17 protein-coding genes are annotated in these 26,223 nt (G+C 32.9%); 8 read left to right on the forward strand and 9 right to left on the reverse strand.

The window, feature by feature from the left end; translation table 11 throughout:
* Window positions 1-7 precede the first annotated feature (7 nt).
* Complete coding sequence (gene rpsL / locus B3C18_RS19220) at window positions 8-391, reverse strand: 30S ribosomal protein S12 (protein ID WP_007136570.1); 384 nt, start codon at window positions 389-391, stop codon at window positions 8-10.
* A 183-nt stretch (window positions 392-574) separates the two neighbouring features.
* Here rpsL and B3C18_RS19225 point away from each other — a divergent pair, with 183 nt between their 5' ends.
* The 5 genes from B3C18_RS19225 to B3C18_RS19245 all read left to right on the forward strand — a co-directional run bounded on the left by B3C18_RS19225 (window position 575) and on the right by B3C18_RS19245 (window position 8,803).
* Window positions 575-2,278 carry a hypothetical protein gene (locus B3C18_RS19225; RefSeq protein WP_291150364.1) on the forward strand — a complete coding sequence of 568 codons (1,704 nt, stop codon included), beginning with the start codon at window positions 575-577 and terminating at the stop codon, window positions 2,276-2,278.
* Between the two features lie 84 nt (window positions 2,279-2,362).
* Window positions 2,363-5,659, forward strand: coding sequence for a SusC/RagA family TonB-linked outer membrane protein (locus B3C18_RS19230; protein WP_291150367.1), 3,297 nt, complete (start codon window positions 2,363-2,365; stop codon window positions 5,657-5,659).
* A 42-nt stretch (window positions 5,660-5,701) separates the two neighbouring features.
* Window positions 5,702-7,141 carry a SusD/RagB family nutrient-binding outer membrane lipoprotein gene (locus B3C18_RS19235; RefSeq protein WP_291150372.1) on the forward strand — a complete coding sequence of 480 codons (1,440 nt, stop codon included), beginning with the start codon at window positions 5,702-5,704 and terminating at the stop codon, window positions 7,139-7,141.
* Window positions 7,142-7,226: 85 nt separating this feature from the next.
* Complete coding sequence (gene rlmB, locus B3C18_RS19240; RefSeq protein ID WP_073486710.1) at window positions 7,227-7,961, forward strand: 23S rRNA (guanosine(2251)-2'-O)-methyltransferase RlmB; 735 nt, start codon at window positions 7,227-7,229, stop codon at window positions 7,959-7,961.
* Between the two features lie 41 nt (window positions 7,962-8,002).
* Window positions 8,003-8,803 (forward strand): DUF2490 domain-containing protein, encoded by an 801-nt coding sequence (locus B3C18_RS19245; RefSeq protein WP_291150377.1) that lies wholly within the window; start codon window positions 8,003-8,005, stop codon window positions 8,801-8,803.
* A gap of 2 nt (window positions 8,804-8,805) precedes the next feature.
* On the opposite strand, the gene B3C18_RS19250 is transcribed toward B3C18_RS19245, so the two are convergent.
* Window positions 8,806-9,312 carry a hypothetical protein gene (locus tag B3C18_RS19250; RefSeq protein ID WP_291150380.1) on the reverse strand — a complete coding sequence of 169 codons (507 nt, stop codon included), beginning with the start codon at window positions 9,310-9,312 and terminating at the stop codon, window positions 8,806-8,808.
* Window positions 9,313-9,364: 52 nt separating this feature from the next.
* On the reverse strand, window positions 9,365-10,147 hold the full coding sequence (locus B3C18_RS19255) for a rhomboid family intramembrane serine protease (RefSeq protein ID WP_291150383.1): 783 nt from the start codon (window positions 10,145-10,147) through the stop codon (window positions 9,365-9,367).
* A gap of 162 nt (window positions 10,148-10,309) precedes the next feature.
* Between B3C18_RS19255 and B3C18_RS19260 the strand changes: the two genes are divergently transcribed.
* Window positions 10,310-11,587, forward strand: coding sequence for a replication-associated recombination protein A (locus B3C18_RS19260; RefSeq protein ID WP_053470818.1), 1,278 nt, complete (start codon window positions 10,310-10,312; stop codon window positions 11,585-11,587).
* A 13-nt stretch (window positions 11,588-11,600) separates the two neighbouring features.
* Here the strand turns inward: B3C18_RS19260 and B3C18_RS19265 are convergent, their stop codons facing one another.
* From B3C18_RS19265 to B3C18_RS19280, 4 genes are all read right to left on the reverse strand, one after another.
* Window positions 11,601-12,347 (reverse strand): hypothetical protein, encoded by a 747-nt coding sequence (locus tag B3C18_RS19265; RefSeq protein ID WP_291150389.1) that lies wholly within the window; start codon window positions 12,345-12,347, stop codon window positions 11,601-11,603.
* A gap of 2 nt (window positions 12,348-12,349) precedes the next feature.
* The gene (locus tag B3C18_RS19270; RefSeq protein ID WP_291150391.1) at window positions 12,350-13,036 is read right to left on the reverse strand and encodes a YjjG family noncanonical pyrimidine nucleotidase; all 687 of its coding nucleotides are present in this window, start codon (window positions 13,034-13,036) and stop codon (window positions 12,350-12,352) included.
* A gap of 3 nt (window positions 13,037-13,039) precedes the next feature.
* Entirely contained in the window at window positions 13,040-13,729 is a 690-nt protein-coding gene (gene radC / locus B3C18_RS19275) for a RadC family protein (RefSeq protein ID WP_291150393.1), read from the reverse strand.
* A 172-nt stretch (window positions 13,730-13,901) separates the two neighbouring features.
* Window positions 13,902-15,257 (reverse strand): UDP-N-acetylmuramate--L-alanine ligase, encoded by a 1,356-nt coding sequence (locus B3C18_RS19280; protein WP_291150395.1) that lies wholly within the window; start codon window positions 15,255-15,257, stop codon window positions 13,902-13,904.
* A 207-nt stretch (window positions 15,258-15,464) separates the two neighbouring features.
* Between B3C18_RS19280 and B3C18_RS19285 the strand changes: the two genes are divergently transcribed.
* Complete coding sequence (locus tag B3C18_RS19285; protein ID WP_291150397.1) at window positions 15,465-21,788, forward strand: alpha-2-macroglobulin family protein; 6,324 nt, start codon at window positions 15,465-15,467, stop codon at window positions 21,786-21,788.
* A 244-nt stretch (window positions 21,789-22,032) separates the two neighbouring features.
* On the opposite strand, the gene B3C18_RS19290 is transcribed toward B3C18_RS19285, so the two are convergent.
* Window positions 22,033-24,177, reverse strand: coding sequence for a S46 family peptidase (locus tag B3C18_RS19290; protein ID WP_291150401.1), 2,145 nt, complete (start codon window positions 24,175-24,177; stop codon window positions 22,033-22,035).
* A gap of 312 nt (window positions 24,178-24,489) precedes the next feature.
* Between B3C18_RS19290 and B3C18_RS19295 the strand changes: the two genes are divergently transcribed.
* Window positions 24,490-25,020 (forward strand): outer membrane beta-barrel protein, encoded by a 531-nt coding sequence (locus B3C18_RS19295; RefSeq protein WP_291150403.1) that lies wholly within the window; start codon window positions 24,490-24,492, stop codon window positions 25,018-25,020.
* Window positions 25,021-25,138: 118 nt separating this feature from the next.
* Here B3C18_RS19295 and obgE read toward each other — a convergent pair whose 3' ends face one another.
* The gene (obgE, locus tag B3C18_RS19300) at window positions 25,139-26,140 is read right to left on the reverse strand and encodes a GTPase ObgE (RefSeq protein ID WP_291150406.1); all 1,002 of its coding nucleotides are present in this window, start codon (window positions 26,138-26,140) and stop codon (window positions 25,139-25,141) included.
* Window positions 26,141-26,223: the final 83 nt, after the last annotated feature.

Consider the following 26,223-nt stretch of genomic DNA (forward strand, 5'->3'; position numbering starts at 1 on the left):
TTTTAAATTACTTTTTTGCTTCTTTTGGGCGTTTAGCACCGTACTTAGATCTTCTTTGCGTTCTTCCTGCAACTCCTGACGTGTCAAGCGCTCCACGAACGATATGATATCTAACACCTGGTAAATCTTTTACCCTTCCGCCTCTAACTAATACTATCGAGTGCTCTTGTAGATTGTGTCCTTCTCCAGGAATGTAAGCATTCACTTCATTACCATTTGTCAAACGCACACGCGCAACTTTACGCATTGCAGAGTTTGGTTTTTTTGGTGTAGTAGTGTAAACACGCGTACAAACCCCTCTTCTTTGAGGACAAGAATCTAAAGCAACCGATTTACTCTTCTTAGTTATCTGAGTTCTTCCTGTTCTTACTAATTGTTGAATTGTTGGCATAATTAATACTAAAAATTATTATGTTTATTAAATTCCCGCTTTTTACGGGGTTGCAAATGTATAAAATAATTTTCACTATACAAACGTTAATCTATTAATTTTCAACAACATTATTTATTAGTATGTTTTTACAAACAAACAATAGATATTTGCATACACTTTAATTAAACAAAACATTTTCACTTGAAACAGTTTTTTAATACATTGTTTTTTTTGCTTATAAGCTTTTCTGCTTATACTCAAACATTTCATCTAAAAATAAATGGATTAAATGATGTTGAAAACAAAATTATCGACTCCTTAAACTATAATACAATTCACCCAAATATCAAATCGCTATTTGACGAAATAAAAAACACTTCCGGAAAACTTTCAAAAAAGGGCTTTCTAGACAATAAAACACTAGAAAACAACAAAATAAATGACAGTACTTATACCGCTATTTTTAGTCTAAAAAACAGAATAAAAAGTATACATATATATATAGGTATAAATAATCATTTTTTTGATTCCCATAAAAACCAAAATGATTCCATAATCATCCCTTATTCTGAAATTGAAAATTATTTAAACACCAAAATAATTCAAACCGAAAAAGAAGGTTTTGCACTAAGTAAAATTAAACTCGAAAATATTCGAAGAAAGAATTTGATAATTTATGCCGACTTAAATTTTAAATCCGAAAAAAAACGTAACGTAAATTCAATTATCCTAAATTATGTAAATAGTAATTCTGGCGACTTTTTCCCTAAAGGTCATTTAAAACAACTTAATAAAAAATACCTAAACAAAACATTTAATCAGGAAATAACAAAACAACTTTACGAAGACATTAATAGTTTCGAGTTTGTTTCTCAAACCAAATACCCTGAAATACTTTTTACCAATGATTCTACCAAAATTTATACTTACGTAGAAAAAAGAAAAGCAAACACTTTTGACGGTTTTATTGGATTTTCAAATGACGAAAACAAAAAAGTAACTCTTAATGGATATCTTGACGTTCTATTAATCAATACACTTCACGCTGGGGAACAATTTTCATTATACTGGAAAAGCGATGGAAACCAACAAAAGACTTTTAGCACCAAACTCGAAATTCCATATATATTCAAATCACCACTCGGAATAAAGGCCCAATTAAACATATTCAAACAAGACAGTACTTTTCAAAACACAAAAACAGCAATTGATTTAGGTTATTACATAAACTACAATTCTAAAGTATATCTAGGATACCAATCTACAGAATCAAGCGACATTCAAAACACAAATAACTCGACTATTAGCGATTTTGACAATTCGTATTTTACATCAACTTTTGAATATAAAAAAGCTGACTACAACAATAACCTTATGCCCAAAAAAGCATTCTTGAATTTAGCTGGCGGCTATGGAAAAAGAAACACAAATAATGATTTGGAAACAGCAGGATCAAGCAAACAATTCTATATAAATTTAAATGCCGGCTATAATTTTGAACTCAATGACAAAAACTATATTAACATAAATTCACAAAATTTTTATCTGCAAAGCAAAAACTACATTTCGAACGAATTATTCAGATTTGGCGGAATCAGGTCAATAAGAGGATTTTTAGAAAATAGCCTTCAGGCAAATTTCACAGCGTCCATTCTTACAGAGTATCGATATATCGTTTCACCAAACCTTTACATTAATTCAATCTTGGATTATGGAATATACCAAGACTTGACAAGCGTTTCAGATCCAAACAAAATAAAAAAATTAATAGGAATTGGAATTGGAACCTCAATACAAACTCCAAACGGATTAATAAATATTAATCTCACAAACGGAGGAAACAAAACACAGGAATTACAATTATATAACACTATCATAAACATATGTTATAATGTTAAATTTTGACCTTTAACGAAAAAAAAAAATATTTTACTAGGAAAGTTAACAAATTATTAAGAGTTTTGCGATACTAATTCAAAATATTTAAAAATGAAACTAAAGTTCAATGGATTCTTAGTGCTTTTATTAGTACTAGTTGCGCAACTTTCTTTTGCGCAAGAAAGAGCTGTTTCGGGAACAGTTTCTGACAATGCAGGAATGCCTTTACCAGGTGTTAGTGTAATCGTCAAAGGAACGAAATCTGGAACGCAAACCGATTTTGATGGTAAATATTCTATCAAAGCTTCATCAAGCCAAATTTTGGTATTTAGCTACATTGGGATGAAAACCCAGGAAATAGCTGCAACTTCATCAACAGTTAACGTAAAATTAGCTGGAGATGCGCAAGAACTTGAAAGCGTTGTTGTAACAACAGCTTTAGGTGTTAAAAGAGAGAAAAAATCTCTTGGTTATGCAACACAAGAGGTAAAAGGCGGAGACCTGAAAGCAGGAACTTCAAGTGGAAACTTCTTAAATGAACTTTCTGGAAAAGTTGCCGGTGTTAACATCACAAGAAACCAAAACTTTGGAGGTTCTACAAGTGCAGTTTCTCGTGGTATTAAAGCTATCGGACAAAGTAATGAGATGCTTATCGTAATAGATGGTATGCCAATTAACAACAGTAATACTTCTGTTGATGGAACAACAAATCAACAAAGAGGAGCTACTGGTTATGATTATGGTAACAATGGTATGGACATCAACCCTGACGACATAGAAAGCGTTAACGTACTTAAAGGTGCTGCTGCATCTGCATTATACGGATACTTAGCTGGAAATGGAGTATTGATGATTACTACTAAAAAAGGTAAAGCTAAAAAAGGTCTTGGAATTACAGTTTCATCTGAAGTTGTAACAGGAACTATTGACAAAGATACTTTTGTAAAATACCAAAAACAATACGGAGCTGGATATGGTGCTTCTTTTGGAAGTGAAGACGTTAATGGTGATGGTATTCCTGATCAAGTTGTTGCAATGGGAGATGATGCTTCTGCAGGTGATGCTTTTGATCCATCATTAAATGTATACCAATGGGATGCTTTTTCTGCTTACCCAGGTAACAACAATTATGGAAAAGCGACTCCATGGGTAGCTGCTAAAAATGATCCAACAAAATTCTTCAAAAATTCTCTTTCTTTAGTTAATGGAATCTCTTTTGAAGATGCAAATGACAAAACAAATGTAGTTTTCAACTACACAAACACTAAACAAACTGGTATACTGCCAAATAGTGAATTAAACAAAAACAACTTCAGTTTAAAATTGAATCACCAATTTACTGACAGATTATCTCTTGCAACATTTGCTAACTTTTCTAACCAAGCAACTATAGGTAGAAACATTACTGGATACAGTGATAACTTTGTTACTGGATTCCGTCAATGGTGGCAGACGAATGTTGACATCAAACAATTAGAAGATGCTTACAACAATTCTGGACACCAAAACATTACTTGGAATAGAAAAACATCCGCTAATGGAGCTCCAAACTATTGGAATAACCCATATTTTGAACGTTACCAAAATTACCAAAATGACAGCAGAAATCGTTTTGTTGGATATGCTAACTTAACATACAAAGTTGCAGAATGGTTATCTGTAACTGGAAAAATTTCAACAGATACATATGCCGAGCTTCGTGAAGAAAGAGTAGCAGTTGGATCTGTAACTAAAACATTTGGTATTAACTTATTAGATGAATCATCTGGTTACCAAAGATATAATGGTAATTTCTCTGAACAAAACTATGATTTACTTCTTAACTTTAAGAAGAATTTTGGTGAAGACTTTAGTTTAACTGGAATTATTGGAGGTACTGTAAAAAGAAATGAATTCACATCAATTACAGCATCAACACAAGGAGGATTAATTGTTCCTGGATTATATGCTTTATCAAACTCACTTCAAACAAGCCCTTTCCCATATGAAAGAGCTCAAAAACTTGGTGTAAATAGCTACTATGCTTCAGCATCGTTAGGCTACAAAGATTTCTTATATGTTGACGGTACTACAAGAAGAGATGCATTCTCAAATCTTCCTGTAGACAACAATTACTTATGGAGTAACTCTATCTCTGGCAGCTGGGTATTCTCAAACAATTTAAAAGCTGATTGGTTAACTTTTGGTAAAGTTAGAGCTGGTTATTCTGAAAGCCCGCTTGGAACTCCTGGATTAGCATTAGTAGATACTTATACTAAAATTGATGCTTTTAATGAACAGCAACAATATTCTGTTAACAACATCAAAAACAATCCGAACTTAGAGCCAATTAAAACTAAAACTCAAGAGCTTGGTCTTGAAATGCAGTTCTTAAAAAGAAGAGTTGGATTTGATGTAAGTGTTTACAAAAACGTAAACAATGGTGAAGCTGTAAACGTTCCTTACTCTACTGCAACTGGATATACTTCTCGTTATATCAATGCTGCAACTGTAGAAAATAAAGGTATTGAGGTTCAATTTAATTTGACCCCTATTAAAACAAATGATTTTTCTTGGGATATCAATGTAAACTGGTCTAAAAATGACAACATGGTAACAGCATTGGCTCCAGGAATCTCAAACTTACTTATCACTACTTACCCAGGTTCTGGAACTTTAAATGCAGTAGTTGGACAACCTTTTGGAGTAATAAAAGGTACAGATTATACATACTATGATCCAAATTTCGTTCCTAGCTACCCAGGAGAAGTTAATAAAAATGGACCAAGAGTTGTTAGTGCTACAACTGGAAGATACGTAATCAATACTTCTACAAACAATATTGTTGGAAATGTTAATCCAGATTGGATTGGTGGTATCCGTAACAAATTTGCTTATAAAAACCTATCTTTAAGTTTCTTAATTGACATGAAAAAAGGTGGAGATATTTTCTCAACTGACCAATGGTACGGTGTAGGAACTGGTTTAGGTGTACAAACTGCTGGAAACAATGACTTAGGCAACCCTATTAGAAATACTGTAGCAAATGGTGGTGGTGTAATTTTTGACGGAGTTACTCCTGATGGAGCAGTTAATACACGTAGAACTGCTTATTTCAGACCTGAGGCAGGAGCAATCACAAACTCTTACTCTGGTGGTGCTACTAAAGGATATGTTTATGATGCAAGTTTTGTGAAATTAAGAGAGGTAAATATTACTTATAATGTACCAACTTCTTTAGTTCAAAAAATCCATTTAGTTGATGCTAAAATATCTCTTGTTGGATCTAACTTATGGATCATCCATAAAAACCTTCCAGATGCAGACCCTGAAAGTGGACTTGGTTCAAATACTGGTTCTATGGGACTATCTATCGGATCTTTACCAACAACCAGAAATATTGGTTGTAACTTAACAATAAAATTCTAAGCTATGAAAAATAGACTGCTTATATTTATCCCCCTTTTAGCTTTGTTTGCATCATGTACTGATGACATTACAGGACTAAACCAGGATGTTAAACGTCCTACCACTACAAAACCAGAGTTCTTGTTCACTAGTGCTGAACATGCAATGATGGATCAAGTAACAAGTACAAGTGTAAACTTCAATGTATTTAGATTATATGCTCAACAGTGGACTGAGACATCATATCCACAAGAATCTCAATATGATCTAACTGGTCGTAGTATCCCAGACAGACATTGGGCTACATACTATCGTGATGTATTAAAAGATTTCAAAGAAGCTAAAAGTATCTTACAAGACCAAAAAGCTAATTTTACAGGAAGCCCAGCTGATTTAAAGGTTCTTGAAAACAAGATATACATAGTTGATATTTTAACTGCCTATTCTTATGGGGTTTTAGTTGATACTTTTGGTGACATTCCTTATACAGAAGCTTTAGATATCCTTGGTAATCCACAGCCTAAATATGATGACGCTCAGACTATCTACAAAGATCTTATATCGAAATTAACAGCTGCATCTCATGGTTTAGATCAAAGCAGCGACAGTTATGGTGATGCAGATCTTGTATATGGCGGAGACACTGCGAAATGGGCTAAATTTGCGAACACTCTTCGTTTAAGAATGGCTATTAATATCGATGATGTGGATCATGCTTATGCAAGCACACAAGCCTTAGCTGCTCTTGCTGATGGTGTTATTATAAACAATGCAGATAGTGCTTATTTGAACTATGCTGCCGTTCAGCCAAACGCTAACCCTTTGTATGTTGATTTAGTAGCTTCTAATCGTGATGACTTTGTTCCTGCAAATACTTTAGTAAATAAAATGAATACTCTTGCTGACCCAAGACGTCCTAAATTTTTCACAGACTACCCAGTAGGATCAGGAAATTATGCAGGTGGTGTATATGGTGTTCTTAATGTTTATACTAATTATTCACATATTGCAGGAACACTTAAAGATCCTGAATATCCTGGAGTTTTGTTAACTGCATCTGAAGTTCAATTTTTACTAGCTGAAGCTGTAGAAAGAGGTATTGCCGTAGGTGGTACTGCAGAATCTCACTACAACTCTGCAATTACATTATCTATGCAGGATTGGGGTGTAGCAGCAGCAGATATTACAGCTTACTTAGTTAAACCAACTGTAGCTTATACAACTGCAACAGGAACTTGGAAACAAAAAATTGGTGAGCAATCTTGGATTGCATTATACAACAGAGGTTTTGAAGCATGGACTTCATACAGAAGATTAGACTTCCCTGTATTAGTAGCACCTCCAGTTACATTTGATGATGCTGATGGTCCAACTACTATTGTTCCGAGACGTTATTCTTATCCAGGTAACGAGCAAACACTTAATGCTGACAATTACGCAGCAGCAGCAGCTAAACTTGGAAGTAACGGTACTTCAAAACGTATTTTCTGGGATAAATTCTAATTTTATTCTAAATCAAATACTAAAAGCCATCCCGTTCATTCGGGGTGGTTTTTTTTTATATAAACATTATACCTATATTTGCCTCATGGAAAAAGAACATCAAATATTTGGTATTAGAGCCATTATAGAAGCGATACAAGCTGGTCAGGAAGTTGACAAAGTATTTATACAAAAAGAAATTTCTGGAGAATTAATGAAAGATTTAATGAAGGTAATGAAACGTGCCAACATTAATTTTTCTTATGTTCCAGTTGAAAAACTAAATAGATTAACACCAAATAATCATCAAGGTGCTGTTGCAACAATCTCCCCTATTGGATTTATTGATATAGAACATTTAGTAGAGTCAACAATTGCTTCGGGTTCAAAACCTTTATTTTTAATATTAGACCAAATCTCTGATGCGAGAAATTTTGGTGCTATTATCCGAACTGCCGAATGCACAGGAGTAAATGGAATTATCGTCCAAAAAGCAGGTTCTGCACCAGTAAATGGTGACACAGTTAAAACATCTGCAGGAGCAGTATTCAATGTGCCTATTTGCAAAGTTGAACATATCAAAGATGCTATATTCTACCTTCAGGGATCTGGAATAAAAACTGTAGCTGCCACTGAAAAAACAGATCAAAACATTTATGATTTATCCTTAAATGAACCTTTAGCTATTATAATGGGATCTGAAGATAGAGGTATAAATCCTTCTGTTTTGAAAATTGTAGATGAAAAAGCAAAATTGCCAATGTTTGGTTCCATAGGATCGCTTAACGTATCTGTTGCATGCGGTGCGTTTTTATACGAAACAGTTCGTCAGAGAAGTTAATAAAGCATCCAGAAGTAGAATGACAACTTAATAACTATTAAATGTCTTCAAAACTTGCTCAAAATATAGTACTTAGAAAAATCTGTTTTGTAATTGTAATTTTTCTAATTACAACCATGAGTTATGGACAAACAACAAAGTATAATCAATTTTGGGGTGAAGTTCAATTTACCAAAACCATCACCAAAAAATGGTCAGCCGAACTTAATTTGGGAACAAGTTATAGCAGTACTGAATCATCCCCAAACATTTTTGAGCAAAATACACAAAGATCATTTAGAGCCTGGGGGCATTATTATTTAACTCCTCGATGGAAACTATCTTCATTTATAGGATACTTTAACAACAAAGATGTCCCTGAAATTGGTCAGTTTGAATCTCCAGAATGGCGATTTGCCCTGCAAGGTATTTATTATTTCCACAAAACCGGATATACTTTAAGTACAAGAATGCGAACGGAGCTTCGTCATATGAAAAATGAAGATGACTCTTATGAAACCGTAGTTCGATATCGCCAGCAAATTAAATTCATAAAACCTATTAACAGCAAAGTTTTACGGGAAGGAGTTGTCTACGCTATTGCATCTGACGAAGTATTTATTAAATCCGGGACAAAAGTTACTGGTCTTAGTTTTTTTGACAGGAACAGATTCAATATTGGCGCTGGTTATTTGTTTACAGATAACATACAAATTGAGCTAACTTATGGAAACGAATATCTACCGAGAGATAACGGAAATCAAATCATAAACGCCGCATCGTTTACACTTACTTTTAATAATTTTTTTGAGAATCTAAATAAAAAGTTATTGCACAAATCAGAAACTACAAGTGATGATTAAGTCTACTTTTCTTCTTCTTTTAAAAAACAAGCAAGCTGTTTTACAATTTCATCTTTATGCAATTTGAAATTGTAATCACGAATAAACTCAGTTCCTTTCATATTTATAGAAGCTACAACGGCTTCGAATTCAGAAAATGCTTTTAAATCTTTTTTGTCCATTAGATACAAAACCTGCATAACAGAATCATTTTTTATATACTGGGTATCATAATGCGTCAATTTATAAGCATTATTATCTGCTAAATGTATAATCAAATCATCTTTAATTTCTTTACCAACTTTCTTTTCCGGAAAAGGTATTGGCTGAAGAGCAACAAAATAATTTTCTTTATCAGTAACAATATTTATTTTTAGAGATTTAGATTTTGTAGTATAAAAAACCGCCGGGTCAAAATAATACACCATCGAACCGTCTGCAAGTACCCTATTCTTTACATCACATTGAGCAAAAGATTCAGTACTTCCAAAAATCAATAAAATTAAAACTAAAAAAAAAGTATTTTTCATGAGTTGGATTAATCAAATTAAAATGGTCCTTAACAAAATTAATCATTTTAATTCATAAAAACCATCCTTCAGAACCTTTATCAACTGGTTTTGATTTAGTTATAATATAATTCACAATAACATTTGAATTAAAATACGCATCAGAACTGTCATCTTCTTCTTCAGGAATTTCAGTATTTACGAAATTTCCATCTTCATCAAAATGTCTCATAAAAGCATCTTGTGAAGGATCAAAATCTGGTTTCTGCCAATCGTAAATTATAGGTTTTGTATATTCAGAAGTCTTATAATATAAAGAAAGACCAAATCCTGTAATAAATCCACCTAAATGACCTTCCCAGGAAATTGCGGCATCTACATCTGGAAAAACATACCAAATCATTCCGCCATAAAGTAAAATAACGGATAACGAAAGCGCCACCAGGCGATAATATTTAGTTTGTATTCCTTTAAAAAAAATAAAACTTACCAAAACATAAATTAATCCGCTGGCACCAATATGAAAGTTTGGCCGGCCAATAATCCAGGTTATTAATCCGGAAAATAAAATTCCATAACAAATAATCCCTAATGATTGCTTTGGATAAAAAAACTGCAAAGCTGTCAGCAAAACGAAAAGCGGAATTGAATTATTATATAGATGCTCTAAATTTTCGTGGATAAATGGGCTAAACAACACGCCTTGCAATCCAGAAAAATCTCTGGGATAAATTCCGTTTTGATAAAAGTCAAAATCGAATCGAATCTGAATCCAGTATATAACCCAAAGAAAAAGCACAAAAAACACTGGAACTCCAATAACTGCAGTTGAAAATTTAAATTGATTATCATTCATATGGTCTCGATTCTAACTCATGTTTTGACATCAAAAAACTATCCAAATAAAAATTACTGATAATTTGTCAGCTATTCTATTATATGTTAAATGTTTAAAATTTGAAATGGTATATACTATCTCATGTAACAAAATTAATTTTGAAAATAGTAATTTTACAAAATGGAAGCACCGTTAGCCGAGCGTATTCGCCCACAGAAATTAGAAGATTATGTTAGTCAAAGTCATTTGGTTGGACCAAATGGTTCATTGACGCAGCAAATTTCAAAAGGAATAATTCCTTCACTTATTTTTTGGGGACCGCCCGGAACAGGAAAAACAACTTTGGCACAAATTATTGCACAGGAATCTAAACGTCCGTTTTATATTTTAAGCGCCATTAACTCTGGTGTTAAGGATATTCGCGATGTAATTGAAAAAGCAAAACAAAGCGGAGGCCTATTTACTGCCAAAAATCCTATTTTGTTTATTGATGAGATTCACCGGTTTAGTAAGTCGCAGCAAGACTCACTTTTAGCTGCTGTTGAAAAAGGATGGATTACACTTATTGGCGCAACAACAGAAAACCCAAGTTTTGAAGTTATTCCCGCATTATTATCCCGTTGTCAGGTTTATATACTAAATGCTTTTACAAAAGATGATTTAGAGGCTTTATTACATCGTGCAATGAAAATTGATGTAGAATTAGCATCTAAAAAAATCACTTTAAAAGAAACGGAAGCATTACTCCGACTTTCTGGCGGAGATGGCAGAAAACTGCTTAATATTTTTGAGCTTGTAGTTAATGCTTCTCCAAGCGATAATGTAATTATTACCAATGATCGTGTTTTTGAACTGGTTCAGCAAAATACTGTTTTGTATGACAAAACTGGTGAACAGCATTATGATATTGTCTCTGCTTTTATAAAATCAATAAGAGGAAGCGATCCAAATGGTGCAGTTTACTGGCTGGCAAGAATGATTGAAGGCGGTGAAGATGTAAAATTTATTGCGCGCAGAATGCTGATTTTATCTAGTGAAGATATTGGAAATGCAAACCCAACGGCATTTATTATGGCTAATAATACTTTTCAGGCGGTCTCAACGATAGGTTATCCGGAAAGCCGAATTATATTGAGCCAATGTGCTATTTATTTGGCAACTTCGCCAAAAAGCAATGCATCTTATATGGCTATTGGAAATGCGCAGCAATTAGTAAAACAAACTGGAGATTTACCTGTTCCTATTCATTTGCGAAATGCTCCAACAAAATTGATGAAAGAATTAGGTTATGGCGAAGATTATAAATATTCTCATGATTACGCTAATAATTTTGCCGAGCAGGAATTTCTTCCTGATGCTATAAAAGAAACGGTTCTTTACAATCCGGGAAGCAATTCTAGAGAGAACAGCAACCGCGAATTTTTAAAGAACCGTTGGAAAGATAAATATGGTTATTAAACCATCGTATATTTTAGAATTTTACAGAAACTTTTTCTGAAATCAATTTATCATTTTGATAATACTCAAAATACCATTGATTGTCTTTTGCGTTTAAAGATCCCTGAATTCCATCTTTAATGGCAATAAAAGAATCTGCACGTGAAGTTTTCAATAATTTCATTACCACTTTTGGTGTTTTATCAATTAACTGAAAACCATTTTCTGTTGGCTGCGCATATAATAAATTTGGATCTGAAAGATTAACTACAGGCTTCTCTTCAACATGAGTACTTGCAACAGCAGCAACTGGAGTTACAGCTTGCGCTACTACTGCAGGAGAAGTTGAAGAAACAGTTTTTCCATTATATTTATAATGCAATGCAATAACAGATACAAATGCGCCCTCAAGACTTTCTTTGTATGCCACTTCGTAATCCTTCTCCCTACTCTTACCAGTTTCAGAAGTATAAATTACTTTTCCGTAGCAGTCTTTAAACTGAATAAAAAGTTTTGTTACTAAAAAAGCATTGTCTCTTTTAACATCGATATACAAAAGCTCACATCTATCAATTCCTGCAGGTATTTGCTCATTAGTATAATAAGCCTCAAAACCGGCTTTAAGTAAATTTGATTTAGTTAACGTAGCTAATCTATATTGATTATCTGTTTTAATAAAATCATATTTAAGAGGAATTATAACTGCTTTATAATCGTTAACAGATTGCGAAAATCCAATAGCCGAACAAAATAGTAAAGCCAGTAAAACTTTTATTTTCATAATTATAGGTATTTTTTTAGTTCTAGTAAATGATTAATTTGTTTTAAATTTTTAGGAACATCAATATTTCTGATGTTAAAGAAAATGGCATCCAGACCAGCGTTTAAAGCACCATTAACATCTGCATCAAAATCGTCTCCAATCATGATACTGTTTTCTTTTGAAGCCTGAGCCAAATTGACAGCATAATCAAAGATAATACTATTTGGTTTTTTAACCCCGGCTAATTCAGAATTTGTAATGGTACTGAAATAACCTCCTAACGAAGCATTGTTAATTTTCTTGGTTTGAACGTGCGCAAAACCATTTGTAATAATATGTAATTTATACTTTGGTTTTAAATATTCTAAAACTTCGATTGCGCCATCAAAAAGATAATTATTATCGGTCAAAAACTCAATATAATCGTTAGCAATTTGATCTATGTTTTCATCTGAAATGGAATAATTTAAAGCATCAAAAGAAAATTTTAATCGGTTATAACGTAATTCCTGATGCGTAATTTCATCATTTTGATACAACCTCCAGCATTCCTGATTTATGGGAACGTATTTTTGAATAAAATCTTCAATTTTTATCTCTCCGAAATTATTTTTAAAAATGCGATCAAAGGCCATTTCTGAATTTTTATCAAAATCCCAAAGCGTGTGATCTAAATCAAAAAAAATGTCTGTAATGTTGGTATTCATAGATTAAAAAATTCCTTCATCTACAAAACTATAATATTTTGTCTCAGTAATAATCAAATGATCTAAAATTTTAACATCTAGAATCTCTCCTGCTGTTTTTATTTTCTTTGTAATATGTTTATCGGCATCACTTGGATTTAAATTCCCGGACGGATGATTATGACACAAAATCAAACCTGTAGCGCCATTTTCTAAAGCTAGTTTAAAAACCAATCGTATATCTACAATCGTTCCGGCAATTCCTCCTTTGCTCAATTGTGATTTAGAAATTACCTTATTAGAATTATTCAGAAAAAGCACCCAAAATTCTTCATGCGATAGTTCACCTATGATGGGCTGCATAATTTCGAAAGCATTTTTACTTGAAATAATTTTGTCCAATTGTACTATATCTTCTGCCCTTCTTCGACGACCTAATTCTAAAGCAGCTATAATGGTAATTGCTTTTGCTTCTCCAATGCCTTTAAATTGCATTAATTGAGAAATAGATACTTTTCCCAAAGAATTTAGATTTCCTGCACTGGCTAAAATCCGTTGACTTAATGCAACTGCCGATTCGTTACGACTGCCAGAACCAATTAAAATAGCCATTAACTCAGCGTCGCTTAAGGCATCTTTTCCTTTAAGCATTAATTTCTCCCTTGGTTTATCATCTTCTGACCAATTTGTAATGGGAAAATTTGTAGTTTCCATCTAAAGTAAAATTTAATTATTTGAAGGAAACTCTTTTCTTAATCTCCACGGCGAATATATTAAAAAATAAGAAAAATCTCTCGTAAATAAAATTCAGATTTCTAATAATAAAAAAATGTGCCAGCTGCAAAAAGCAATTGGCACATTTTCTAATTCTTAAAATGACTAATTTCTAATTAATCAATTGTTTTACTTCATCAAAATTCAAACCTCCGTAATTTCCTGAACTCATTAATAAAAGTGCAGAATTATCTAAATTCAAATTGAATAAATATTCTTTAAATTCGGCTGGATTTGTATAAATGATTAAATCTTCTCTATTAAAAGCAGAAGCAATTTGTTCGTATGTAACTTCTTCTAACTGCTTAATTTTTACAGCATCTGGCGAATAGAAAACAACTGCAACATCAGCATATTCTAATGCACCTTCATATTCTTTCAAAAATTCGGCATTTAAACTGCTATATGTATGCAATTCTAAACACGCCACCAAAGTTCTGTTTGGATATTGTTCTTTTACCGCTTTAGTTGTTGCAGCAACTTTACTTGGCGAATGCGCAAAATCTTTATAGGCAACTTTTCCTTTTCCTTCTGCAATTTTTTCTAAACGTTTAGAAGCTCCTTTAAAACTGGCAATAGCTTCATAAAAATCTGCTTCATCAACACCCATGTTTTGGCAGATCCATTTTGCTCCAGCAAGATTGTTTAAGTTATGCGCTCCAAAAACTTCAATTGGCATATCCCCTTCTGGTGTTTTTAATAATGTTACACCATCGCTAACCGAATATTCTGGAGTATGATAAGCTAATTTACGAATAGGATTTGTCGCAGCCTCAGAAACTCGTTTTACCTCTGGATCATTTTCGTTATAAACTAAAATTCCACCATTTGTAATTTTCGAAATAAAGATTTCAAATTGTTCTACATAATTTTCATACGTTGGAAAAACGTTGATATGATCCCAGGCAATTCCCGAAATCAAAGCAATATTTGGCTGGTATAAATGAAACTTCGGACGACGATCTATTGGTGAAGATAAATATTCATCACCTTCTAAAACCATAAAATCATTTTCTTCAGTAAGATGCACCATCGTATCAAAACCTTCTAACTGTGCACCAACCATATAATCAACTTCAATATTATGATAATGCATTACGTGCAAAATCATAGAAGTAATGGTTGTTTTTCCGTGCGAACCGCCAATTACAACACGCGTTTTATTTTTAGATTGTTCGTATAAAAATTCTGGATAAGAATAAATTTTAAGTCCCAATTCCTGCGCTTTCAACAATTCCGGATTATCAGCTTTTGCATGCATTCCAAGAATTATAGCATCAATATCAGCCGTGATTTTTTCAGGAAACCAGCCCAGTTCAGCAGGAAGAATTCCTTTTTTGTCTAATCTCGATTTTGAAGGCTCAAAAATAGCATCATCACTTCCTGTAACCTGATATCCTTTATTATGCAATGCTAATGCTAAGTTGTGCATAGCGCTTCCGCCTATAGCGATGAAATGTGTTTTCATTTAAAATGTTTAATCGTTAAACTGTTTAATTGGTTAATCGAAAAAGCCAATAACTAATAAAACTCAAATAATTATTTTTCAAAAATAAGGAAATATAAAATGTGTTATTTCCTTTTATAGATAAATTAGTACTTTGTACGAAAATTATTTTTAATGTTATCCAACCTTTACGCCACAAAACACTCTCTTATATAAAAAATCAACTTTATGAAAAAGATTTTACTGTTATTTTTATTGATTTCTACAACCGTTTTTGCTCAGCAGTTTGAGAAAGAATGGAAAAAAGTCAATGCCCTTGAAAATGTCGGCAGAATCAAATCTGCCAATAGAATCGTAGATCGTATTTATAAAAAAGCAGTTACTCAAAAGGATGAAGTACAAATGATAAAATGCTTTTTCTACACGTCAAAGTACCTTTATACTTTGGATGAAAATGCTAAAACCAAAACATTGGCTAATTTAAAAAGAGATATTGATCGAGTTTCTGTTCCATCAAAAGCACTTTTAAATCTGGTTTATGCAAAATGCTTGATTCATCACCACGATTATGGCGATACAGAAGTAATGGTAGATAGTGCAGCGTCAGTGGTTGATTACGAAACGACTTCGGCTGACACGACGGCTTTGGATCCAGATACGCAGACAAAAAAGTCACAAGATTCAGATTCTAATGAAGTTGATTTTTATTCAGAAGATAAAATTATTGAGCTTTATAAAAAAACCTTAGAAAATGCATCTATCTTAAAAAATACACCTTTAAGCAATTACGAAACACTATTTTATTTTCATGAAAATTCAAAATTCAAAAAACAGAGTTTATTTGACTATTTATTAGATGAGAATATTGCTTTTTTTTCCTCTAAAATAGAACGTTGGGAAATTTCAGAAAATGAATTCCTCCCTTATACAGAAGCGTTTTTTGGTAATTCTGAAGCTTTCATAAAACTTAATCTTGATTTTGTAACTGAAACAAACCTAAAAAATACTCTATTCTTATATCAACAAAAAGAAATTAACGATCCTTCTTTAGAAAATCAGTTTGAACGAGCTAAATTCTGTCAGGAAACATTTTTAAACTTAAATGATCGTTTCGATACTTACCTCGCCCTCATTGAAAAAGAAGCCAAAGAAAAATCCCTGATCCAAAAAATTAAACTGGAACAGGTTTCAATCCTCGTGAGCAATGCATCCAAGACAACTTATCCGGAAAACAATATTAAAGCCCTTGTTCTGATTGATGAAATTGTAAAAATTAACGAAAATTCATATCCTGCGAGCAATGCTTTAGAAAAAAAATCAGGAATCCTCTCCAAATCATTGTCATTAGAACTTGAAGAATTTAATTATCCAAATGAAAACTCCAGAGCATTTATACGCTACCAAAATATAGAGCGTTGCAAAATTTCTTTCTTTAAAATTAGTCTTGCGGAATTAAAGGAATTCAAAAGAGGCGAGAGACAAGACAGCTTATTTAAATTAATTACTGCCAAAAAACCTCCGGTAATTTCTCAAAATTATAATCTCCTAAACAAAAAAGACTATTTTGATTATACGACAGAAGTTTTACTGCCAAAATTATCGATTGGAAATTATTTAATTTATGTAGAAAGCGATTCCGATTCAAAAGATAAAAAAGCCTATGCAAGCGATATCATTACAATTTCAAATTTTATGGCACTTGCTTCTGAACAAAAAAACACAGAAACTTATCAGGTTCTCGACCGAAAAACTGGTAAACCTGTTGAAGATGCGGTTGTAAAATTTAAAAATGCTACAACAGAGACAAATGCAAAAGGCATTGCTTCTTTTACAAAAATTTCAAATGATGACGACGATTTGTTTGTTGAGTTTTCAAAAGATGGTGATTCCTTAATGGTTCAGAGAAATTATTACATACAACATGTATCAGAATATAATCCTGATAACAGAACAAATGGCAAAATAGAATTTTATCTAGATCGTGCTATTTACAGACCTGGTCAGACTGTTTTTTATAAAGGTATTGCTTTTCAGAAAAACAAAAACAAAACCATTATTGTGCCCGATGCAAGGTTTGAAGTCTCTGTTTATGATGACAATAATCAAGTCCTACAAAAAATGGAAGTTACTGCTAACGAGTTTGGTTCGTTTTCAGGAGAATTTGTACTTCCTAAAAATGGCCTGACTGGTAATTTCAGTATTTCCGCTCAAAAAGCTCACATTTCTTCACACGAAGAATCTAAACTTCTGCCATGGTATAAGGTGGATTTTTCTAACTCTAGAACTTATTTTAAAGTAGAAGAATACAAACGCCCAAAATTTGAAGTAACATTTGAACCTAAAAAAGAATCTTTTAAACTCAATCAGGCAGTTAAAATTAGGGGAAACGCCAAGGCATTTGCTGGAAGTACTATTTCTGATGCTATAGTAAAATACACTGTAACCCGATATACAAGCTATTATAGAAATTATTACGGTAGTGAAGAAAAAGAAACCCTCGCTGTTGGAGAAACAAAAACTGATGCCTTAGGAAAATTTTCAATAGACTTTACAGCACTTCCTTCAAAAAACAATAGAAAAGAGGAACTGCCAATTTTCAATTATCAAATAGAAGCAACGGTTACAGATCTAAATGGAGAAACACATACTGCGCAAACAGATGTAAAAGTCGGCTATCATGATTTGATTCTTAATGCCTCTGTTCCTTCAACTATTGAAACTAAAGACAAAAACGAAATAACACTATCGAGTACCAATCTTAACGGAGAATTTTTGGCTGCCAAAGGCGAAGTAAAATTGTATTTCGCGCGTCCGTTTGCCAATAAATTTAAACGCAGAATTTTTCAACAGCCAGATATAAAAGGTATCTCAGATGAAGATTTTGAAAAACTATTTCCTTATGAAATCAATAAAGATGAAGACGAAAATAAAATTGCAGAAGTTTTAGTATTCTCTAAAAAGGTAGACACGCAAAAAGACAAAAAAATTGTCCTGGATTTTATTTCCAACTATAAATCGGGCACTTATAAAATGGTCTTTTCTGCCAAAGACAGTTTCAATAATCCTATCGAAACTTCGTCTATATTTCAAATTAAACAAAGTGCCGAAAAATTTTATGCAGGAAGTTTACTAACAGTAAAAAAAGTCAATGACGACCCAAGAAAAGATGGATTTGTACTAGTAAAAGTAACCTCTCCTATTCCTGATCTTTATATTGTTGTGAGTGGCAATTACCAAAGTGGTAATTTCTTTGAAGATATTTTTCATTTAGAAAACAATGAAACTGTAATTAAAATTCCTTTAAAGGATGAATTTGAAAACCAAATAAAACTAGGTTTTGAAAGTGTTTTTGAAAATTCCAGTTATACGCAGACACTTGATGTAGCACTTAAAGATCCTGAAGCAACATTAGAATGGACTGTTGAAAGTTTTAGAAGTAAGATTGAACCCGGAAGTCCGCAAAACTGGTCTTTTAAATTAAACGGCCTTAATACAAAAACTGAAGCTGAAGTTTTAGCTTCAATGTATGACAGCACGTTAGACCAATTCAGTATCAAAAACTGGCAGAACTTGAATATTTACCGTAACAGTTACAACAATATTAGGTTTAAAACTGATTTAGGTTTTGCCAAAACCAATATAGAAGTAAATAATCTAAACGACTATTTTGGTCCAACTTATTTTGAGGATGAAGAAACACAATTAAACTGGTTTGGCTTTAATTTCGATTACAGTCATTTTGGTGATCTTGGTATGACTATACTAGAAATTAAAGATGGAAAAGTGGGAGCAATAACCATTAAAGGAGATCCAGATGCCGTTTTAACACTTTCCGAAGCTGTTGGAAATGCTCCTGCAATGGTTCCGGAAGATTCTGGAGTAGATATGGTAAGATTTGTAAAACCCGCTTTTATTAAAGCATCAAAAGATTCTATAAACAGTCCGGAATATTATTTCAGTACCAATAAAATCAAATTTGTTCCTGGAAAAAAAATCGTAAGTGGCATGACCTCAATGGTTGTTAGTGAGGAAACATTGTATATTATCGATGGAGAAATTTCTTCTGAAAGCAATTTTAAAAAAATAAATCCTGACAATCTTCTTACTATAGATTTCTTAACGGCAGAAAAAGCTATTGCATTATACGGAAGCAAGGCTAAAAATGGAGTAATAATTATTACAACAAAAAGTGCTCTCGAAGCTCTAACTCAGGTAAAAGCCAGAAAAAACCTTTCTGAAACCGCTTTCTTTTTTCCAAATTTAAAAACAGATTCAACCGGAAAAGTGAGTTTTAATTTTACTTCTCCAGAAGCATTAACAGCTTGGAAACTTCGCCTTTTAGCTCATAATAAAGATGCAATTTCCGGTTATTTAGAAAAAAGTGTTATTACTCAAAAAGAATTAATGGTAATACCAAATTTCCCAAGATTCTTTAGAGAAAAGGATGCAATTGTAATCAGTGCAAAAATTTCAAATGTTACCGCTGAAGCGAAAACCGGAATCGCAAGTTTACAGTTTTTTGACGCCGTAACCATGCAACCAATTGATGCTAAAATGCTAAACGCAAAAAACATTAAAAACTTTACCATTTCGACATACGGGAATACAACAGCAAACTGGATCATTACAATTCCCGAAGGTTTACAAGGTATACAATATCGAATCGTCGCAAAAGCTGGTAATTTCTCTGATGGAGAAGAAAATATTATTCCAGTTCTAACAAATAATATGCTGGTTACTGAAAGTATTCCTATTTGGGTTCGTGAAAATTCAACGAAAGAATACACTTTTGAAAATTTAAAAAACAATAATTCTACAACATTAAAAAATCATCAGTTTACGTTTGAATACACTTCAAATCCAACTTGGATTGCGATTCAATCTTTACCGTATTTAATGGAATATGAACACGAATGTGCTGAGCAGACTTTTGCTCGATTTTATGCTAATGCTTTAGCCTCCGAGATTATTTCAAGCAATCCGAAAATTGCAACTGTTTTTGAAGATTGGAGAAAAAATGGAAAACCAAATTCAAAACTGGAAAAAAACGAGGAATTAAAATCGCTTATTTTGGCCGAAACTCCTTGGTTAAATGATGCTCAAAATGAAGATGAAAAGAAAAAGAATCTTGCGCTTTTGTTCAATTTAGAGAAAATGAAAACGTCTCAGGAAGCGGCTTTCGACAAATTAAAACAAAAACAAAAATCATCTGGAGGCTTTTCGTGGTTTGATGGCGGTTATGAAAGCGAATACATCACAAGACATATTCTGGCCGGTTTAGGACATTTAGAAAAACTAAGTAAAAACAATAATTCTAAAATTGATCAAATTGCTCAAACTGGAATTCCATTCTTAGACAGTAAATTTTTAGAGTATCATAAAGCAAGAACCAAAGACTCAAAAACAACTGACAAACTAATCTGGATCAATCCGTATTCTGATCTTCATTATTTGTACACAAGAAGTTTTTATCTGGATAAATATCCGTTATCAGATACTTTGAAAAAAGCGACTAAATTATACTTAGAAACAACCAAAAAAGACTGGCTTAATTATTCTCTTTACGAAAAAGGATTAACTGCTTTGACTTTGAATCGTTTTGGAGAAAAAGAAAGTGCTAAAAAAATAATCGAAAGTTTAAAAGAAACTTCTTCAAACAATGAAGATTGGGGAATGTACTGGATTGCCAATAAATCTGGCTGGTATTGGTATCAGGCGCCAATTGAAACTCAGGCCTTATTGATTGAGGCTTTCGCCGAAGTAACACAAGACACCAAATCTGTGGATGCAATGAAAGTCTGGTTATTAAAAAACAAACAAACCAAAAACTGGCCCACAACAAAATCAACAACCGAAGCAATTTATGCTTTATTAATGCAAGGTACAGATTGGCTTTCTGTAAAAGACAATACAATTATAAAATTGGGTGATGAAAAAATCATGACTAAAAAACTGTCTGAAAATCAAAAAGAAGCTGAAACCGGTTACATCAAACTAAACTGGAAAGGTGAAGAAGTTAAAAAAGAAATGGCTTCTATCAGTATTCAAAATAAATCAAAAGTTCCGGGGTTTGGTGGTATTTACTGGCAGTATTTTGAAGATTTAGATAAAATCAAAAATAATTCGGGAGCCGTTTTATCTGTTTCGAAGGAATTGTATATAAAGAAAAGTACTTTAAATGGCGATCAGCTTCAAAAAATAACTGCGGCAAACGAATTGAAAATAGGTGATTTAGTAACCGTAAGATTAATTATAACTTCTAAAGAAGATACAGAATATATCCATTTAAAAGATATGCGCGCTTCTTGTTTTGAACCAGTTAATGTTCTTTCACAATATCAATATTCAGATCGTTTAGGATATTATATGAGTACAAAAGATGCGGCAACACATTTCTTTTTTGACCGAATCAATAAAGGAACTTATGTTTTAGAATATGATATTAGAGTAAATAACAGCGGCGAATTCTCAAACGGAATTACAACAATTCAAAGCATGTATGCTCCGGAATTTGCGAGTCATACAAAAGGAATTCGGGTAAAGGTTCAATAAAAATTCTACCCTTTTGTCAGGCTGAGCGAAGTCGAAGCCTTTCTCAGCACACAAGCCTTCGACTTCGCTCAGGGTGACAATAAATTTTCATAATTACGTTATGTCAGGCTGAGCGAAGTCGAAGCTCTTCCTGGCACACGAGCCTTCGACTTCGCTCAGGATGACATTCTTTTTCAAAATTAAAACAACAAAAAACCCGACAGATTTAAAATCTGTCGGGTTTACTTTTATCATGAAATTGAGATTATTTTGTAATCGTCAATTCGTCAATAATATTTTTAGCTCCAGCGTATTTGTCAATAATCCAAAGCACATAACGAATATCAACGTTGATCGTTCTTTGTAATTTAGGATCAAAAATTACGTCCCCAGCCATCGCTTCGATATTTCCGTCAAAAGCAATTCCAATTAATTCTCCTTTTCCGTTTAAAACCGGTGAACCTGAGTTTCCTCCAGTAATATCGTTATCAGTCAAGAAGTTTACTGGCATGTAACCCGCTTTATCAGCATATTGACCAAAATCTTTTGCTTTGTTTAATTCTAACAAACGAGCTGGTAAATCAAATTCCTGATCTCCTGCTTTATACTTTTTCACCATGCTTTCCATAGTAGTATAATTGTTGATTGCCGCATCGTTACGAGGATCAGCAGGCAACGCACGAACTTTTCCATAAGTCAATCTCAAAGTAGAGTTAGCATCAGGATATTTAATTGCGTTTAATTTTGATTCTCTTAAACCCTCAACAAGTTCACGGTAAGCAGTTGCAAAACCATCATCAGCTTTTGCCTGATCATCTGTTTTAGCACGGTATTTTGTCAGTAAATCATTTGAGATAATATACAAAGGATCGTGTACAATTGCTAATGGTTTAGGATCAGCCATAAATGCCAATACTTTTTCTTTAGTTGTAAAATAACTAATTTCAGTTGCTTTTGCTACGTCAGCAGTAAAGTCACCATTATTAGCCGTTTTCATTTTAGCAACTTCTGAAGCAAGGCCATATTCAGCCGCTTTAGAAGCATATAAATTCAATTGCGCTGTCAATACATCTTTTTCAAGCGGAGCATAAAAATTGCCGTAGATATTGTCAATCATTGTGTTGATCTTCGGTAACATCTCTGCTCTTTTTGCTTCATTTTCTTTATAGTAAGCAATCAACTCATTTCCTAAATTTGCAGGACCTGTCGCATAAGCAGAAGTACGCAAAAGCTGCGTTAAGTAATTATCGTGACGCGCTTTTAAATTTGTTTCTCTGTAATAATCGTTAATAGTAGGAATTACATTTTCATACTTATCTTTATTTGCAGGTTTGCTCGCCCACTCATAAAATTTATCTTCTTGTTCTGATTTAGCATCTACCGTTCCTGCTTTTGTTAAAGCATCGATCATACCTTGACGGTTTTTCCAGTAGTTTGCTGTTGAAGCATATTTAGATGCATATTTCAAACGAACAGTTGCATCTGTATCCATATACTTTTTCATTACGTCCATTCCAGTTTTAGCACCTTCAACCCACGCAGGATAAGCGTATTTTATATTCTGCTCAATTCCTCCCGCCGGCATCCAGCGATTTGTTCTTCCAGGATAACCTAGAATCATGGCAAAATCATTTTCTTTTACACCTTTAATACTTACAGGCAAATAATGTTTTGGCTGTAAAGGCACATTATCTTTCGAGTAAGCTGCAGGATTTCCATCTTTATCAGCGTACACTCTAAACATAGAGAAATCTCCAGTTTGACGAGGCCACTCCCAGTTGTCAGTATCACCTCCAAATTTACCAACACTTTCCGGTGGTGTTCCCACTAAACGAACATCTGTGTAATCTTGGTAAACGAAATAGTAATATTCATTTCCTTGAAAGAAAGGACGAACAGAAACTGTATACTTCCCGTTTTCACTATTTTCTTTTTCAATTAAACTAATCTCTTGCTGAATGATTTTGTTTCTTTCAGTCTCGGTCATAGTATCATTTACTTTTGATAAAATTCTTTTTGAAACGTCGTCCATACGAACAAAGAAACGAACGTATAAAGATTTAGGTTTCATTTCGGCACTTTTTTCTTTTGCCCAAAAACCATCTTTCAAATAGTTTTGTTCTGCAGTAGAAAGTTCTGCAATCGCATTATATCCGCAATGGTGGTTTGTTAAAACCAATCCGCTTTTAGAAACGATTTCAGCAGTACATCCACCATTAAACTGCACAATTGCATCTTTTAAACTATGATGATTGATACTGTAAATTTCTTCGGCTGTTAATTGCAAGCCCATTTTCTCCATATCTCTATGGTTCAATCTTTCGATAAACATCAAGAACCACATTCCCTCATCAGCTCTTACAGGAAAAGCCATAAGGCACATGGTCAAGAATAAAACTATTTTTTTCATGTTATTTTGTTTAAGTACTGCGAATATAACTCATTTTCGCAAAAAAAATAAACATTCGATCTAAAAACAAAACATAATAAATAAATATCAAGATGATTTTGCGAAATTCATAATTTGATAAAAAAGGAAAATTATTAGACTATAAAAAGATAAAAACTAATTAAACTTATAAAATTCTAGATTTAATGAAATCAAGTTTTTAAATCTTAATAAAAATTGTAAAAATTAACTTTCAATTAAAAATATTTAATTTAATCTATTTCTTACAAATAATTATTCCTTTAATTTGCCTTTCTAATTAAAAAAATAAAAATGAAAAAATTATTAGTAGCAGTTGTTCTATTAGTGACAACAATGATGAGTGCGCAAAAAGGATCAGTTTTACTTGGTGGAAATGTTGGATTTGGTTCAGAAAAAATTGGAGATGATAAATATGAAAATTTTGAATTTTCTCCAAAAGTAGGATATCAATTTACAGACAAGTGGACTTTAGGAGTTGAAGGTTCAATCTTGAACTATAAAGAATCTGGTTCTAAAAGAGAAGAAGCATACAGAGTTGGTGCTTTTACTCGTTACTCAGTGCCTCTTTCTGATTTATTCTCTTTCTACACTGATTTAGGAGTTGGGTACCAAGAAAGAAGTATTGATAAAACAAAAGGTGTTTATACTAGTTTAACACCAGCCTTATTTATTAATATGAAAAGAGGTTTTGGTTTAAATTTTTCTATTGGAGGAGTTGGCTACGATAATCTTAGCGGAAAAGGAACTGCGAGAGAGCATCGTTTAGGTTTTGATTTTGGAAAAACTTTAAACATTGGAATCTCTAAAAACTTTGGACTATAATTTCACAGGATTTAAGTTAGAAAGTAAAATCCTTTATACTTTTTGTTTTTTCGCGCAGAAAGTAAAAAACCCGACAATGGAAACTGTCGGGTTTTTATGTTTTATAATAAAAACGATTTTATTCGTTAAGCATTTTCCAAAGTTTATCCTTCAAATCTGTCAAACCTTGTTGTGCAACAGATGAAATAAACATATACGGAATATCTTTAAACGAAACGTCTAATTCTGTTTTCAATTCAGCTTTAAGTTCGTCATCCAGCATATCACATTTTGAGATAACTAAAAGACGTTCTTTATCCAGCATTTCAGGATTATATTTTGTTAATTCATTTACCAAAATATCATATTCTGCTTTAATATCTGGCGTATCAACCGGAACTAAAAATAGTAAAGTCGAATTACGCTCAATATGGCGAAGGAAATAATGTCCTAAACCTTTTCCTTCTGCAGCACCTTCAATAATACCCGGAATATCAGCAATTACAAAAGATTGATAATCTCTGTAAGCTACAATTCCTAAGTTTGGTTTTAAAGTAGTAAAAGGATAATCGGCAATTTTTGGTTTTGCTGAAGTCAATACAGATAGTAAAGTAGATTTTCCTGCATTAGGAAATCCAACCAATCCAACATCTGCCAGAACTTTAAGCTCCAGAATTACATCCATTTCTATACCTGGCAAACCTGGCTGCGCATAACGCGGTGTTTGGTTTGTCGAACTTCTAAAATGCCAGTTTCCTAAACCTCCCTTTCCTCCTTTTGCAAGAATTCTTTTTTCGCCGTCTTCTGTAATTTCAAAAAGTACTTCACCTGTTTCCTTGTCTTTTACAACAGTTCCCAACGGCACTTCAATAAATTTATCATCTCCATCTGCTCCCGTGCTGCGGTCTCCTCCACCGTCACCACCGTATCCGGCTTTAATATGACGCGCAAACTTTAAATGAAATAATGTCCAGAGTCCTTTATTCCCCACTAAATACACATGTCCGCCTCGACCACCATCACCACCGTCCGGGCCGCCTTTTTCAATAAATTTCTCTCTATGTAAATGCGTAGATCCTTTTCCTCCTTTTCCGGACGAAACATATATCTTAACGTAATCTACAAAATTTCCTTCTGTCATTTTTCTGAATTTCAGATTTTAGATTTTAGATTTTAGATTGCTCTAAATTCTACATCTAAACTCTATTTTATTTACTTTTCAGT

Source organism: Flavobacterium sp. UBA7680 (genome assembly GCF_002482975.1).
Taxonomy (GTDB): Bacteria; Bacteroidota; Bacteroidia; order Flavobacteriales; family Flavobacteriaceae; genus Flavobacterium.